General features: G+C 48.6%; 16 protein-coding genes. 15 read left to right on the top strand and 1 reads right to left on the bottom strand.

Going from position 1 to position 14,450, the window contains the following annotated elements:
* Positions 1-486: 486 nt before the first annotated feature.
* From CCY01nite_RS24510 to CCY01nite_RS24460, 11 genes are all read left to right on the top strand, one after another.
* Entirely contained in the window at positions 487-849 is a 363-nt protein-coding gene (locus tag CCY01nite_RS24510; protein WP_146867203.1) for a helix-turn-helix domain-containing protein, read from the top strand.
* Between the two features lie 2 nt (positions 850-851).
* Complete coding sequence (locus CCY01nite_RS24505) at positions 852-1,085, top strand: hypothetical protein (RefSeq protein WP_146867202.1); 234 nt, start codon at positions 852-854, stop codon at positions 1,083-1,085.
* A gap of 29 nt (positions 1,086-1,114) precedes the next feature.
* On the top strand, positions 1,115-1,324 hold the full coding sequence (locus CCY01nite_RS24500) for a hypothetical protein (RefSeq protein WP_126247865.1): 210 nt from the start codon (positions 1,115-1,117) through the stop codon (positions 1,322-1,324).
* Positions 1,325-1,496: 172 nt separating this feature from the next.
* Positions 1,497-1,919, top strand: a complete 423-nt coding sequence (locus CCY01nite_RS24495; RefSeq protein ID WP_186831245.1) for a plasmid mobilization protein — start codon at positions 1,497-1,499, stop codon at positions 1,917-1,919.
* Positions 1,886-3,082 (top strand): relaxase/mobilization nuclease domain-containing protein, encoded by a 1,197-nt coding sequence (locus CCY01nite_RS24490; RefSeq protein WP_146867200.1) that lies wholly within the window; start codon positions 1,886-1,888, stop codon positions 3,080-3,082. Before CCY01nite_RS24495 ends, CCY01nite_RS24490 begins: the two co-directional genes overlap by 34 nt.
* A 22-nt stretch (positions 3,083-3,104) precedes the next feature.
* Entirely contained in the window at positions 3,105-5,117 is a 2,013-nt protein-coding gene (gene mobC, locus CCY01nite_RS24485; RefSeq protein WP_146867199.1) for a conjugal transfer protein MobC, read from the top strand.
* A 26-nt stretch (positions 5,118-5,143) separates the two neighbouring features.
* On the top strand, positions 5,144-5,953 hold the full coding sequence (locus CCY01nite_RS24480; protein WP_146867198.1) for a hypothetical protein: 810 nt from the start codon (positions 5,144-5,146) through the stop codon (positions 5,951-5,953).
* A gap of 207 nt (positions 5,954-6,160) precedes the next feature.
* Positions 6,161-6,808 carry a Crp/Fnr family transcriptional regulator gene (locus tag CCY01nite_RS24475; RefSeq protein ID WP_146867197.1) on the top strand — a complete coding sequence of 216 codons (648 nt, stop codon included), beginning with the start codon at positions 6,161-6,163 and terminating at the stop codon, positions 6,806-6,808.
* Between the two features lie 64 nt (positions 6,809-6,872).
* Positions 6,873-8,303, top strand: coding sequence for a hypothetical protein (locus CCY01nite_RS24470; RefSeq protein ID WP_146867196.1), 1,431 nt, complete (start codon positions 6,873-6,875; stop codon positions 8,301-8,303).
* Positions 8,304-8,315: 12 nt separating this feature from the next.
* Complete coding sequence (locus CCY01nite_RS24465; protein ID WP_146867195.1) at positions 8,316-8,771, top strand: hypothetical protein; 456 nt, start codon at positions 8,316-8,318, stop codon at positions 8,769-8,771.
* Positions 8,772-8,894: 123 nt separating this feature from the next.
* Positions 8,895-9,761, top strand: a complete 867-nt coding sequence (locus CCY01nite_RS24460; RefSeq protein ID WP_146867194.1) for an RteC domain-containing protein — start codon at positions 8,895-8,897, stop codon at positions 9,759-9,761.
* Positions 9,762-9,763: 2 nt separating this feature from the next.
* Here the strand turns inward: CCY01nite_RS24460 and CCY01nite_RS24455 are convergent, their stop codons facing one another.
* Positions 9,764-10,558, bottom strand: coding sequence for a hypothetical protein (locus tag CCY01nite_RS24455; RefSeq protein WP_146867193.1), 795 nt, complete (start codon positions 10,556-10,558; stop codon positions 9,764-9,766).
* 148 nt (positions 10,559-10,706) lie between these two features.
* On the opposite strand from CCY01nite_RS24455, the gene CCY01nite_RS24450 reads away from it, so the two are divergent.
* The 4 genes from CCY01nite_RS24450 to CCY01nite_RS24435 all read left to right on the top strand — a co-directional run bounded on the left by CCY01nite_RS24450 (position 10,707) and on the right by CCY01nite_RS24435 (position 14,450).
* Entirely contained in the window at positions 10,707-11,219 is a 513-nt protein-coding gene (locus CCY01nite_RS24450) for a hypothetical protein (protein ID WP_146867192.1), read from the top strand.
* Positions 11,220-11,331: 112 nt separating this feature from the next.
* Positions 11,332-11,655 carry a DUF4134 domain-containing protein gene (locus tag CCY01nite_RS24445; RefSeq protein WP_146867191.1) on the top strand — a complete coding sequence of 108 codons (324 nt, stop codon included), beginning with the start codon at positions 11,332-11,334 and terminating at the stop codon, positions 11,653-11,655.
* A 10-nt stretch (positions 11,656-11,665) separates the two neighbouring features.
* Entirely contained in the window at positions 11,666-12,001 is a 336-nt protein-coding gene (locus CCY01nite_RS24440) for a DUF4133 domain-containing protein (protein WP_146867190.1), read from the top strand.
* The gene (locus CCY01nite_RS24435; RefSeq protein WP_146867189.1) at positions 11,988-14,450 is read left to right on the top strand and encodes a TraG family conjugative transposon ATPase; all 2,463 of its coding nucleotides are present in this window, start codon (positions 11,988-11,990) and stop codon (positions 14,448-14,450) included. The genes CCY01nite_RS24440 and CCY01nite_RS24435 overlap by 14 nt, the downstream gene beginning before the upstream one ends.

Raw genomic sequence — 14,450 nt, 5'->3', positions numbered from 1 at the left:
CAACAGGATTATTTTGGTTCCGAGATTTAGTTTCGTTTGCCAATATATCAAAAGCTGCTGAATTGGATGGTGTTTCTACACCGTCCCTTCACTTTATTGAACGCAACTTTGTGGAGTCATATCTTCGATTTATAGCATGAACGCAAGGGACAGTGTTTCTACATTGTCCCGTTTAACTAAAGCTAACTTATTCTTCATACATGGGTTAAGGGACGAATGCAACATGGGATAAGCGGGACGATGTTTCTACATCGTCCATTCTAAAAAAATTGCCAACAGTTGAAAAATCTCATAAGCAACGGGGAGCTTTTTTCAATTCTCCCCTTCTGTATAGTTTCATAAATGCCTGATTTTTTGGAGTGAAAACGATCCATTTATTTCAAGCCTTCGGCCGGCTCGCCCGGTCGAAGTTTTTTTTCCAAACTAGGAAAGTGACTATGAAAGCCCGCTTCCCCACGGCAATACTTTTGGGAAAACGCTGTGAAAATGGACAGAACGCAGAAAGAGCCAGCGAGCAGCCGAAGGGCGATATACAGAGATCAATTGGTAACGCTAGGAGATCTCCAGCAGTTCCAGGAGGAATTGCTGCAGGCGATGCGCCGAATGCTTACTGAAAAGAGCGGGGCTCCACCAGCCGGAAGAAGCTGGGTAAAGACCCAACAGGTATGCAGACTGTTGGATTGTTCTCCCGGTACTTTGCTCAACCTTCGGGCAAACGGTACCCTTCCATTCACGAAAATCGGTGGAACCATTTTCTACAATGCGGATGAAATCAACAAGGTATTGCAGGACCGGCGCCAGCATTTTCATCGGAATTCAGTTCCGCTAAAGGGTGCCAAAAAGGCATAAGTATGAGTAAGAGAAACCTTTGCGGCGTTCCGCCGCGCTTCGAGCATGTGCTGATTTACTTTCAGCAAAAGGGATTACCCAACAAGGAAGCCCGTGACTTTTTCCTCTACTATGAGGCTAGGAACTGGTGTAATACCCGTGGTGCAACTTACCTCCGATGGAAAGGGATCGCCCACAAGTGGATCGTCGGCGTGTTCGTGATGCAGCCTTCGCTGTATAACCGGCGTCTCAACTGATTCGCTTTTATATATAAAAACAGATGCTTATGTGGGTAGTACGGAAATTTCCGGAGGCTTGGGGCATCTACGATGAAGACACCGGGTTCGCTCGCATTCTCGACGAAGCTGAGATCGAATTGATCGCCGGTGAATTTCCCCAATTGAAAGATGATATGGTCAAGATGATCCTGGTGGTGGAAATCACCTCCATTGTCACCGGGCTGAGGCAACAGGAGCCGCCTTTTGAAGATTCCTAGCATCCCCGCGGAGCACATCTTCCGCCGTCTTTCACTCAATTACATGAGCCGCCTTCCACAGAAAGGGGTGAATGTATCTCCCTGCCTTCGCGGCAGGGAGCAAGATGTATTGTTGTAGACAACAATGGCTTTGCCTGTGCGGCAAAGCTGTGCTGTCGCTAAATATTTTACCGTGGCAAGAAAGAAAACTCCAGAAGAAATTGCACTCGTTCACCGTGTTGAAACGCGGGTTACTTCCGCGAAGTTCGAGGAACTCGAGTTGCTACTTTGCCGTTCCGAGCATAACGAAATGGCCGGGCTGATCCGCGACATTCTTAACAACCGCGTAATCAGGACAATCACTTATGATCGGAGCCTCGATACCGTGATGGAGGAGCTTGCGGCCCTTCGCGGAGAAATCCGTGCCATCGGCGTGAATATAAATCAGATAACAAAACATTTCAATACATACCCTGAACCACAGCGGAAGGCTTTTTACGCCAGAACGGCCTTTGACCAGTACAAGAAAATCGAACCCAAGATCGACAGGCTTCTGGAACTCGTCACGCATATCGCTAAAGTATGGTTGCCAAAATATCCTGCGGCAGGTCGATAAAGTCCGCTTTGCATTACAACGAATCGAAGCTGGCCGAGGGAAAGGCGACGTTGATCCTTTCTTCCCGCTTCGGATGCGATGCAGACGATTTGACAGTCCGGCAGAAACTCGCCCGGTTCGATTCACTTATCAAAAGAAATAAAAAGGTGAAAACAAACACCGTTCATATCTCACTCAACTTTGCTCCTGGCGAACAACTGGCGCTTGGTACGCTCCAGTATCTCGCCGCCGATTACATGCAGCGGATCGGTTTCGCGGACCAGCCATTTCTGGTTTATCAGCATCACGATGCGGGGCATCCGCATATCCATATCGTTACAACGAATATCCGAACAGATGGTAAAGCAATCAGCCTTCATAACATCGGACGGGAGAAATCGGAGCCCGCCAGGAAGGCACTGGAGCAAATCTATGGCCTGGTTGTGGCCGAAGGTCGCTGCCAACGGGTCGATCTCCCTGCGGTCATAAAGCCGGTAATATACGGCAAAGCCGAGACTAAAGCAGCTATTTCCAATATCGTCCGGGAAATAACCTCCACTTTCCGGTACACCTCGCTGGAGGAACTGAATGCCGTTTTGAGGTGCTACAATGTAGTTGCAGATCCTGGATTACCTGGAAGCCGATGCTGGAGCCATCGGGGGCTGACCTATTCGATTGTGGACAGTGAGGGCGGTAAGGTTGGTATTCCTATCGCGGCGAGTAGTATTTACGGCCGGCCAGTGCTTGCCGCTCTCGAAAAGAAGATGGACGCAAATCGTGTCTTGGGAATACAGAAGCGGCGCCGGTTACGTCAGGTGGTTGAGAAGGTTTTGGCGTCGAGATCACCCGGAGCTGCCCGTAGATTCCTGGAGCGCGCTAGCATAACTTGCCACCAGGCCAAGAGTGGTGGCAGCCCCGATCTATTCCTGATCGACCACCTTAACCGTACCGTGATCTCAGTTCGTGGAGAGGGTTTTCGGGCTCCGGATGTCATCCATAGCCTACGTCTGGATGCCGCTGGGTCGAAATCCATCACACTGCTGGCCCAAACCCCAGCGGTGGCAGACTTTCTCTTTATCGACTCCGCGAAGCTCCTCCACGAGCTGACTACAGACACGCATCCACAAGGAGAATACCTACCGTCGGAACTGCTGAAGAGGAAAAAGAGGCGGCGGAAGCCATGATACATATTAAATATGGAGTAACATGCAAAACGGAGAAAATATACAAGCACTTCGATCAATTCTCGACTTCCTACGCCTTGGAGCGGTCGTAGTGATGCTTATCCATTTTTACGCATCCTGCTTCCCGCTCTTTGCCGGGAATGGCCTTTCTGCGGATATTGTCGACAGGTTTGTATATGACCTATGCCACCGCTTGCCGTTCCTGAGCACGCCAACGGCTGCAAAGTCATCGGCGCTCCTGCTATTAGCCGTCAGCATGTTAGGGTCAAAAGGACGTAAAGACGAGAAAATGAGAATCCTACCAGTAGCCGTAGCTTTATCGGTAGGTCTGCTGCTTTTGTATTCTTCCACGGCGATGCTCCACCTGCAGAACAGCCGCAACTGGGTATTACAGGCATACATATTTTCCTCTTCCGCTGCCTTCCTGACTGTGTTGTATTCCGGTTCCAGGTTGAGCAGATTTCTCCGTCTACGTTTCCAGGACGACATTTTTAACGAGAAAAGTGAATCGTTCCCCCAATGTGAAGAACTTCACGAAAACGAATTTTCGGTGAACCTGCCGGCCCGTTATCAGTTTCGCGGGAAAATGCGTTCCAGCTTCATAAACTTGCTTTGCGTTTTCCGGGGTACGTTGATCCTGGGCTCACCCGGTAGTGGGAAAACCTATTACTTCTTTTCCGAAATCATCCGGCAACATTTGATGAAGGGCTTTTGCATGTTTGTCTTCGATTTCAAGTTCCCCATACTCAGCCAGATGGCGTACAATTATCTTCGGGAGTATGCTGGGAATTTCTCCGTAAATCCGCAATTCGTTGCTATCAATTTCGACGACCTCAACCGAACGCATCGGGTCAATGCCCTACCGCCGGACCTTATGCCGGATATTACAGATGCCACCGAAAGTAGCCGCACATTCATGCTAGCACTGAATAAGGAATGGGCAAAAAAAAGCGATTTTTTCGTCGAATCGGCCATTACATTTTGCACAGCCCTGTTTTGGTTTCTGAAAAAATACGAAGGTGGACGCTACTGCACGCTTCCTCACGCCATTGAGCTTTCGCAGATCGAGTATACCAAGCTATTCCCGGTTCTGGCTACCGAGCCGGAAATATCCGTGTTAATCAATCCATTTATCAGCGCACTGAAGCGCGGAGCAAATGAGCAATTGGAAGGTCAGATCGCCTCCGCGAAAATCGCAATCGCGCGTCTGGCATCGCCATCGTTATATTATGTTCTCAGCGGGAACGATTTTGATCTTGATTTGAATAACCCGAAAGCGCCGAAAGTAATTTGCGCGGGAAGCAATCCCGCGAAGAGGCAAATATACGGCGCGGTGCTTTCCCTTTATGTAGAAAGGATGCTGAAACTGGTGAACCAGGAAGGAAAAGCCAAGTCCTCCCTCATTTTCGATGAATTTCCGACAATTTATGTTCCGAATATAGACGCATTGATCGCCACGGCCCGCAGCAACAAAGTGGCGACCACGCTGGGCGTACAGGATATGTCGCAGCTCGTTCAGAACTATGGAAAGGAGAATGCCGACGTCATCATGAACATCGCGGGGAACATCGTCAGCGGCCAGGTCATGGGCGACAGCGCCCGCCAATTGTCTGATCGTATTGGGAAAATCATGCAGGAACGGGAGTCTATTTCGATCAACTCGTCGGAAACTTCCCTGAGCCGGAGCGCGCAGTTGGAAACTGCCGTCCCCCCTTCAAAAATCGCAATGCTAAGCAGCGGCCAGTTTGTCGGCCTCATTGCCGATGAGCCCAGCCATCCAATTAAGTTGAAGGCTTTTCATGCCGAAGTGGCGAAGGACCATAACGCCGCCCGCGCGCGGGAAAAGGCCCAGGTACCGATTCCGGCTATTCGAGACGTGTCAAAGGCCGATGTTGATGCCAATTTTCGGCGAATAAAGCAGGATGTACACAACTTGATCGAACGGGAAATGGAAAAGATCAAAAGCAGCCCTGAGTATCAAGCAATGCAGGCCGCGGTGGCGGATTCCGGAAAGAAATCGTCGGTTAGTATGTAATTATTTCATAACATAAAACTTGCATCATGGTAGAAAAGAATTATTCTTATCTGGTGGATGAAATCCTGCCAAAGCTAGGATTTAACGAGATCTTCAATGATAAGCTGCGAGCTGCTATGAAAGTGGGTATTGAGCCCATCGAATTGAAAGCGGCCGAAACGCGGAAAGTGGGAGAATTTACCTACAATATCGTTTTGGAAAAGAACCGCGGTGAGAACCTGGCACCCGATCAGGAGCCGTTTTATTTTGCCAATCGAATTGAGGTTTCTTTCAAAAAGAATGGAGAGGAAAATATCCGTGAACACACATTTGGCCTTTATAAGCAGAGAGGCCATTCCCGCGAACAGATACGCAATTTGATGAATGGTAATTATGTGCATAATACCTATCGTAAGGGCGACGAGATCGTGGGTCGTTGGCAGGGAATTAATTTCAATAAGCCGAAGGAAGACGGGACGTTTGAACTGCGATCCATTTATGACCGTACTATTCAGTGGAATGTTACAAAGGAGCTTTCTAACCTCCCGCACATCAACTCTCTCACCCAGGAAATGAAGGAGGATATGCTACGTTCGCTTTACAACGGTGATAATGTTGCGGTAAGTTTAAAGATCAATGGAAATCGGGAACAGCTCTATATTCGCGCGAATCCCCGCACAACTTCACTGGATATCTTCAACGCGGACGGGCAGAAGATCACTTTGCCTTCCAAAAACTCACTCCAGCTTGTGTCCGATGACGCTTCCGAAAAGAAGGACCTGAGCGAAGCAGTGAGCATTGCTATGGATGCCGGTGCGGCGATAGATCTCGGCCAAGGGCAAAAGAAGAAACGCTGATTAATTTTATTTTTTGGGTTGCCGGCCGTTTAAATCATGGCCGGCATTTTTATGTTGAATTATAACAAGTTACCCTTGGAATAATTGAAAAAAGTGAATATATTCACTATGTAATCGGGAATCAGATATTAAATATTTAGATAATCCAATAGCATTTAAGACAAATACGCTTCAGGAAACCATTATTCACCCATTAATTCTTTATTGATGAACCCTTGGCGTTACTTAGCAGCAAAGGGGGACGTCGAAGAAATCCCGTTTGAGATCGTGGGACCGATGTTCTCCGAAATGTTCCAACTTTTCAAGGCGCTGCATCCCCAAATTTCAGAATCCCTTATGCAGGAAATCCATGACAGGTGCCGCCCCGTCCGATTTAAGAAAAAGTCGTTGATCCTCGATTACGGCGAAACCTGCGGTCATGTATTTTTCGCCGCGCGTGGACTTGTCCGTGCCATCTTCCAGCGTGAAGGAATGGAGCAAACGTGCTGGTTCATGGGCGAAGGCGATATCGTCATCGCTGTCGAGAGTTTCTATTCTCAACAACCAAGTCTGGAAAGACTGGTAGCGATGGAGGACACCGACTGCATTGCCCTGTCCTGGGACGACTTGCAGGTGATTTATGAAAAGCATGTGGATTTCAACATCATCGGAAGAAAGCTCACTGAGCTGTATTACCGACAGGCTATTGAAAGGACGAAATGGGTCTGCCTGTCAGCGAAGGAGCGTTATGATGCATTGTTCAAAGACTATCCGAAATTCCTGAATCGCGTGCCGGACGTGGCTCTTGCATCATATTTAGGTATAGGTAAGTCTTATTTGAGTAAAATCCGGACTGATGTTCACTTTCAAAAATGATGCAAAATGACAACAAAATAATCATTTCGCGTCCATAGCTTTGTTTGTATAAACCAAAATTGCTATGAAACCATATCACACCTACCCCGTGCGGCAAGTGATTTTTGCCGTAGCAGCTATTCTTTTCCTTATCGGTTGCTCAAAAACCGATTCCACAGTAGAAAAGCAGAAACCCAGTCATCTTTTTACGAACCTACCGGCCACGGCTGACGAGCGGCTGGTTCCATTTACAGATTCACTTTTGGCATCGGAAGCTGCCCGGCCCTGGATGGACGGCGTTATCGCTGCCATTGGATCTCCTGCCTGGGAGCACGCAGCCTTCGGGGTTCAGTCTGGTGCCCCTTCCGTTATGTTACCTCTTATCAATTCCAACGAAAAGCGGGTGAGCGGCTTGCTGGTAATGGTAAAGGGTGACCGCTTCCGCTTTCGGATTATTGATTCCCGAAGGCCGGAACGATACGGATATAATAATGGAAGGAACACCGCGAACGCCCGTACAATATTCATTGCTGCCGATTTATTCAACCAGCGCGCATTTCCGGATGCCGAGCCCGCAGCCATCGGTGAATGCATGATGACCCGCACCGAGCGCCAGCACTTTGAAAGCGCACGTAAGTCCGGTGGCTCCTTTACGCCGATGGTAAAGGCCGCTGGATATGCCATGTCGATCACCTGCTACACAACAATGGCCTGTACTGGCGACGGGCGCGGCAATTGTATCGGTAACATCGTCTACAGCACAGACTGCTTTTACAACTATATATGGGTAGATGATTCTGGCTGGGGAACCAGCGGCCCAGGTGGTGAAGGCGGCTACGGCGGCGGCGGAATTGGTGGTGGCGGAGGTGGATCAGCGGGCCCGGGGAACGGATCAACGAACTCCTGTGGTGGGAGCTCGACTCCTCCGGCCCAAAACAGCGGGCCGCTCGCTGTGCTTCCTCCTACAAAGCCAATCGTAGACGTAAAGAAATATGTTCGCTGTTTTGATCGTACAGGAGCGGCTAAGCTCACACTATACGCCGACCAGCCTCAGGCGGGCAGCGATGAGCCATTTACCGTGAAGGGAAAAGTAGGCCATTCATATATCACCATTGAACAAAATTTCGGTGGGCAGATCGTACGCCGTACCCTTGGTTTCCATCCTTTTGAAGCCGTGTCGCCGTTTTTCGCGAAAGAGGGCCAAAGCCAGCTAGGCGATGACTCCGACGCCAGTTACGACGTGAGGCTGGATGTAAATATCTCCGGCGAGGCGTTAGCAAAAGTGCTTTCCATAATTGAGAGTTTTAATCCTCAATACCATCTGGAAAATTATAATTGTACTAATTTTGTCCTGGATGTGTCCGATGCCTGCGGTTTGAAAATTCCACGAACAAAGGCATGGTGGCTCGTGGGGTCAGGATTGAATCCCGGTAGTTTTGGCGAGGATTTAAAGAAGGTGCCCGGAGCCGTTTCTGGAAAGGGCCGCTCGGACGATAACACAGGAGAATGTAACTAAAACCATGTTTTTATGAAAACCGTGAAGTTTCTTATCATTTTAAGTTTGATTTCCTTCCACACATTTGCCGTTACCCAGCCTTCGCGTGACCAGGCGATCATTAAGAGGTTCCTTACTTACATCGCAGGCCCGAGGTGGCATATCGATACCGTAGTGTCAAAGTATGTGGTTTTTTATGAGGAAGAATCAAAAGTCGCTTCCAGAGCGACCAGGAAGATGTACCTCAGCATGGCGGTGGCCGATTTGGTGGAACAGGTCAAAAGGGTCAAAATCGATGAACTGAAGATAATACCATATAACGATGTTGATGAAAAACTACAAATAATGACCCTCGGTCCCGATTATCGCCAAAGGTCGTATGTTGTGACTGATCCATCAGGTAAGTTTGTACGGTACTTTTTGCTGAAAGACGACCAAATCGAATCATTTGTATTGTTTCAGGGAAAAGCCTATCTGCTATTGAACTGATATCATAACTACCATACCTTACGCTGCTTTAATAACAGCTATGAGGGGGAAGTATCACCCCATCCTGGGCAATGATGCTTCCCCCTTTTCGTGCCCCTATGTTTCATTTTAAAATGATGCAAAATGCTGACCGCTTCTGCCGAACTGCTGCGCGAATTACAGGCCAAGATCAATATTTTATCTCGTGACCCTTCGGTATCGTTGGCCCGCACTGAAAAAATCCTGGTTTATATTAACCAAGCTCTCATTTCCCTCAAAGAAATGGTAAGATCACACACGTTCACCAGCACCGACGAGGAAATCCAGTTTTTTAAGGACATTAATCCGGAATTTTATGCGCTGTGGATTTATTACAGTACGGTTTATTCGATTCAAAGCCACACTTTCCCCGGTTCATCGAAGAGCCGGGTGAAATACCTGGAGCATGAAATAAAGAAGATCGATGATTTTTTCTTTCACCACCTTGATTTTTATAAGTATTTCAGGAGTGGAAAGACACATCGCGATCAGGAGTTCTTTCTGCGTAGCCCGAAAATGGAGGAGCTTTATACCGATACTTATGCTGCAGTGATAGACAGGCAGCAATGTACACCTCATTCTCTTGAAATAGCAATTGTTCTGGCGAATGAACGGCTAAAGGCTTATGTAAATACCGCTATTGAAGAGGAAGTTTCCGGCAGTTCTCAACAGGTGAAGTCAGATGGCGTTGCTCCGCTTCAATGGACAGAATCGAAAACTAGCTTGATCGAGATCATTTATGCGTTCTATGCGGCGAAGGTTTTCAATAACGGGGATGCAACGGTCGAAGCGATTACACGGTATTGCGAAAAGGTGTTTTATATTGAATTGAAAGCCCATACAATTACGTTTCAGGAAATCCTTCGCAGAAAGAAGGGACTTGCCTCAGCTTTGGAATGGATTAAAAGTAAGTATTTGCTATATATTGATGCAGTAGAGGAAAGAAACAGAATACGGAGAAATAAAAGGTAACATTACTTCATCAAAAAATCTCTTTTTAGTTTCGCCAAGAAAACACTCCTGTTGTGCACATTTTGATTATGCTTTAATTGTTGTCTCCTTTGAGATCTGTTTAGATCAGGAAATGCTTTTTTTGTCCGCGAAAAAAGCCGTCTAAAAGTTTCCACGCTTTTTTCCTTTGGCCTTCTATCAATTTCTTCAACTACCAAATCGAAAATCATCTCAGCAGTAAGAAATGCATAAATATAGGTTTCGTTGTTGATATTAAGTGCGTCGAGGGCCTTTCCAAGATCATGTGTTTCTAACAAAAGGTCGTAAAAACCACTGAAGTCTCGCGTGAAGTTTTCGTTTCTAATAATATCCTTTGGGCCTATGAATCCCCAATATGGTGCAGTCTGCTGAATGTCAGTTAGCTTGTACATGTATGCCCCCTGGCAAGTCGCCAAAGAAATGATTAACCCATTCTTCAATGCCCGGTTCATTTCCCTGAAGATTCCCGCCAGCTCTTCCCATAAAACCACTTCTCCATTTCCTAATTCTAAACCTTTTCGGCCTCCATGTATCTCCATGTGCAAAATGGGAGATACAGTTCCGGCTAATACTTGCGCTTTTATGGCATATAGTTCTTGAAAGAATTCATTTTTGGTCTGGATGGATATGTAATGTGCCCTCGTACCGTTGCGTTCACAACGTCTTCTAATAATGTCATTGAAAAGCACTTTTCCGGTTTCTGGTTCATTTGGAAGAAGCGACTGAATTACTATTACGGAATCATACTTAAAGTTGTACCGTACGGTTATGTCGTCCATCGGATTTTTGGTTTTTGTAGTTAACTATTCCAAAGATGGTGAAAAATTCAAAATAAAATTACCCAACTAGGATTTAGACTATGAAAAATGGGCGTTAGTGGATCGCACATTTGCCTTACAATTTATTTCATAATCAAAATACAATTGTATGGCATCTATCAATTTTTCACCGGTACTGCTCGCCCTGTTTCTATCGGGCATTACATATGTCCTGGTTTATCTTTTCTTCATCAGGGCAAAAGTGTTCAGTAAGAAAGAAATTCCCATGCCAATCGTTCAGACGGCTGGCTTCAGGGAGCCCCTGTCACCTTCATTTAGCAATCGCTTGCCAACCTCCAGCTACGACCCTCAAGAACCTGAAATCGATTTTACGGAGGAAGATGACTCCGGCGAATTGGAACTGGTCGAGGACGATTCAAGTATTCTTCTGAAGGAAGCTGAAGCAGTAATCGATCATATCGCCGCCGTAATCGGCAACATCGCCAGCCATCCCGCCAATCCTGCTGAAGTGTTCACGAAGATACGGGCTATCGTAAGCCAATACGGTATTTTCCAGAATACCGAGTTCTATGATGCCATTAACCGATATGTGGCTGTATCTGTAGAGCGCGACCTAGCATTACGTTTTACGGAAGCGGAACTGGCGGAACTGTGGTCGTAGGCCACATGGTCAAATCAACTTTCCCATCATAGCCCTGCCTGCCGATCAACGGTTCTCCGCCGGCGACGGGCCCCCACAGGCAGGGCATCCTCACCTCCCAAATTTTTGATTCATGAAATTACTCAATTCCTATGGGCAGAAGGCCCGTTGGCAGGCTATTGCCATCATTCTCTTATCTGCGAGCATTTCCGCTAATGCCCAAGATGGTGTTGCCGGTATCGAACAAGCAAATGACATGGTCCGTGAATACTTCGATACTGGAATAACCCTGCTTTATGCCATCGGCGCCGTACTTGGGCTAGTAGGCGCCGTAAAGGTCTATACCCGATGGAGCCAGGGCGATACGGAAACGACGAAGCTGGCCGCGAGTTGGTTCGGTGCCTGCATTTTCCTGGTCGTTGTGGCTACGGTATTGAAGAGCTTTTTCGGCGTGTAAATCTTTACCGATGGCAACAGTATATCAAGTAAACAAAGGCGTCAACCGCAGCATCGAGTTTCGGGGGATAAAGGCGCAGTATCTGCTCTTCCTCGCCGTGGGCATGGTTCTCCTGCTGCTGCTATGTGCAATTGCCTTCATCGCAGGAATACCGGCGATACCGGTTGTCGTAGCCGTGGTGGTTGCAGGATATGGGCTGTTGGTTGCGGTTCAGCGATATAGCAAGCGGTACGGCGAGCATGGCCTGGCAAAGAAGCTGGCCCAATCCCGATTGTCGCAGCATATCACGACGTCCTCGCGTAGTGTCTTCACCTCCTTCAATTCAGGCAAGTATGAGAAAGAATAAAACGCTGGAGAGTGTGTTCCCCATTCATAAAATCGAAAAGGATTTTCTCATTGCTAAATCCGGGAGCGTTTCCATAGCATTTTCCGTCGTACTGCCGGAGATATTCACGATGTCTTCTGCTGACTATGAGGCGCTCCATGCCGCATTTGTGAAGGCGATACGTGTTCTGCCGGAACATACCATCGTTCATAAGCAAGATTGGTACGTAGAAGACGCTTTCAGGCCGTCAGCATCGGCTGACTCTTTCCTGATGGACGCCAGCGACCGGCATTTTTCTGAAAGACCCTTTCTGCGCCACGAATGTTACATTTTTCTCAGCACGGTGCCGCCGGCCTTATTGAACCCGGCACCGACAGCAGGCGTTCTGTTTCGCACGTCTCCTGTTGCCCGGGAGCTGCTGGACGACCGGCGCTTCGAGGTGTTTGCCGAAAAGGCGAGCCAGTTCGCCGCCGTTCTGCAAGACAGCGGTTTCCTGGAGCTGCGAAGGTTGGACGGTGATGACCTGGCCAGTTCTCCTAATCGTGCAGGCCTGCTCGAAAGATATTGCTATCAATTGGCTGAAGACCAAATACCGGTATTGGCCGATTTCAAAACTGGCGGGGAATTGAGCGTAGCGGGACACTCCCTGCACATTTTTTCCCTTGCAGATCCTGATGACCTGCCTTCCCTGTGCGGCCCCCGCCTGAATTACGAAAAATACAGCACCGAGCGCACCCCGTTCTCCATCGGTTTCGGCGCCCCGTTAGGGCTGTTGTTGCATTGCAATCATATCGTCAATCAGTACATCATTGTAGGCGATGGTGCGGGCACCCTCCGCCAACTGGAAACAAAACGGAAGCGGCTGCAATCACTTTCGGCATATTCACGTGAAAACGCCATCAGCCGTGACGCGACGAGCGCATTTCTCAATGAAGCCATCGGTCAGGGCCGATTGCCAGTGAAAGCCCACTTGAATGTGATTGCCTGGCACGACGACCCGGCGAAAAGCAGGGAACTCCGAAATATGGTTTCCTCAGCGATGGCAGCGCTGGACGGCAAGGCAAAGCTGGAGACTGCGGCGGCGGCATGCCTTTTTTGGGCCGGCATCCCGGGAAACGGGGCGGAACTACCGTCCACGTCAAGATTTGACACGTTTGCCGAGCAGGCCGTGTGTTTTTTCAACGTCGAAACGAATTACCGGACGTCTCTCGCCGCGCAGGGCATCCGGTTCGGCGACCGTTTGACAGGGCGGCCCCTTCAGGTCGATTTATTCTATGAACCGTTCGACCGGGGGCTTATTCAGAACCGGAATATCTTCCTTTGCGGGCCTTCCGGCTCCGGAAAGTCGTTTGCCACCAACCACATCCTTCGTAGCTGTAACGAATGCGGTGACCACATCCTCGTCGTGGACGTAGGGCACTCGTATAAGGGGCTTTGCGATCTCCTAGGTGGGTATTACTTCACCTTCAGCGAAAAGAATCCGATATCCTTCAACCCGTTTTTCGTTCCGGATAACCAACTGGACACGGAGAAACGTGAGGCGATAAAGTCGTTGCTGCTGGCTTTGTGGAAGAAGGACGACGAGGCATATTCCAGGAGTGAATACATTTCCCTGTCCAACGCGCTGCAGAGCTACTTCGACAAGTTGAAAGCCGATCCCGGCGTCCTCCCGTGTTTTAATACGTTTTACGACTACCTCCGCGATGTTTTTGTTCCAGAACTGCGCCAGCAGGGCGTGAAAGACAAGCATTTCGACATTGACAATTTCCTATACGTGCTCCGGCCATACTATACTGGCGGAGAATATGATTACCTGTTAAATGCGACGGAGAACCTGGACCTGCTCCATACCAATTTCATCGTGTACGAGCTGGACGCGATCCGGGACCATCCCATCCTGCTGCCAGCCGTAACCTTGACGCTCGCCGAGAATTTTCTCAACAAGATGCGGCGCTTGAAGGGTGTGCGCAAGATCATCCTGATCGAAGAGGCATGGAAAGCAATTGCCCGTGCCGGAATGGCGGAATATATCCGCTACCTGTTCAAAACCGTCCGGAAATTCTATGGCACGGCGGCCGTTGTCACCCAAGAGATCGACGATATCATTTCCAGCCCGATAATCAAGGACACCATTATCGCTAACAGCGACATCAAGATCCTGCTCGACCAAAGCAAATACGCGAACAAGTTCCAGGCAGTTCAGGATGCCCTGGGCCTGACAGACCGGGACCGGAGCCTGATCCTGTCTATGAACAAGGCAAACGATCCGCACCTGAAGTACAAAGAAATCTTCATCAGCCTGGGCGCTTACAGCAAGGTGTACCGCACGGAAGTCTCCCTCGAAGAATACCTGTGCTACACCACCGAGGAGCGGGAAAAGCTGCTGGTGCAGCAATATGCGGCGCGGTATGGCTCCATCAGGCGCGGCATTTCCCGGCTTGCCGCCGACATACGTTCAAAAAAGATATGA

This window comes from Chitinophaga cymbidii, from assembly GCF_007992715.1.
GTDB lineage: Bacteria > Bacteroidota > Bacteroidia > Chitinophagales > Chitinophagaceae > Chitinophaga > Chitinophaga cymbidii.
This window is presented reverse-complemented; position numbering and strand designations above follow the sequence as displayed.

Bases quoted from the DNA above. Each gene is read 5' to 3' on its own strand.
- CCY01nite_RS24510 (WP_146867203.1), top strand. From the start codon at position 487: ATGGACAGAACGCAGAAAGAGCCAGCGAGCAGCCGAAGGGCGATATAC.
- CCY01nite_RS24505 (WP_146867202.1), top strand. From the start codon at position 852: ATGAGTAAGAGAAACCTTTGCGGCGTTCCGCCGCGCTTCGAGCATGTG.
- CCY01nite_RS24500 (WP_126247865.1), top strand. From the start codon at position 1,115: ATGTGGGTAGTACGGAAATTTCCGGAGGCTTGGGGCATCTACGATGAA.
- CCY01nite_RS24490 (WP_146867200.1), top strand. From the start codon at position 1,886: ATGGTTGCCAAAATATCCTGCGGCAGGTCGATAAAGTCCGCTTTGCAT.
- mobC (WP_146867199.1), top strand. From the start codon at position 3,105: ATGCAAAACGGAGAAAATATACAAGCACTTCGATCAATTCTCGACTTC.
- CCY01nite_RS24480 (WP_146867198.1), top strand. From the start codon at position 5,144: ATGGTAGAAAAGAATTATTCTTATCTGGTGGATGAAATCCTGCCAAAG.
- CCY01nite_RS24475 (WP_146867197.1), top strand. From the start codon at position 6,161: ATGAACCCTTGGCGTTACTTAGCAGCAAAGGGGGACGTCGAAGAAATC.
- CCY01nite_RS24470 (WP_146867196.1), top strand. From the start codon at position 6,873: ATGAAACCATATCACACCTACCCCGTGCGGCAAGTGATTTTTGCCGTA.
- CCY01nite_RS24465 (WP_146867195.1), top strand. From the start codon at position 8,316: ATGAAAACCGTGAAGTTTCTTATCATTTTAAGTTTGATTTCCTTCCAC.
- CCY01nite_RS24460 (WP_146867194.1), top strand. From the start codon at position 8,895: ATGCTGACCGCTTCTGCCGAACTGCTGCGCGAATTACAGGCCAAGATC.
- CCY01nite_RS24455 (WP_146867193.1), bottom strand. From the start codon at position 10,558: ATGGACGACATAACCGTACGGTACAACTTTAAGTATGATTCCGTAATA.
- CCY01nite_RS24450 (WP_146867192.1), top strand. From the start codon at position 10,707: ATGGCATCTATCAATTTTTCACCGGTACTGCTCGCCCTGTTTCTATCG.
- CCY01nite_RS24445 (WP_146867191.1), top strand. From the start codon at position 11,332: ATGAAATTACTCAATTCCTATGGGCAGAAGGCCCGTTGGCAGGCTATT.
- CCY01nite_RS24440 (WP_146867190.1), top strand. From the start codon at position 11,666: ATGGCAACAGTATATCAAGTAAACAAAGGCGTCAACCGCAGCATCGAG.
- CCY01nite_RS24435 (WP_146867189.1), top strand. From the start codon at position 11,988: ATGAGAAAGAATAAAACGCTGGAGAGTGTGTTCCCCATTCATAAAATC.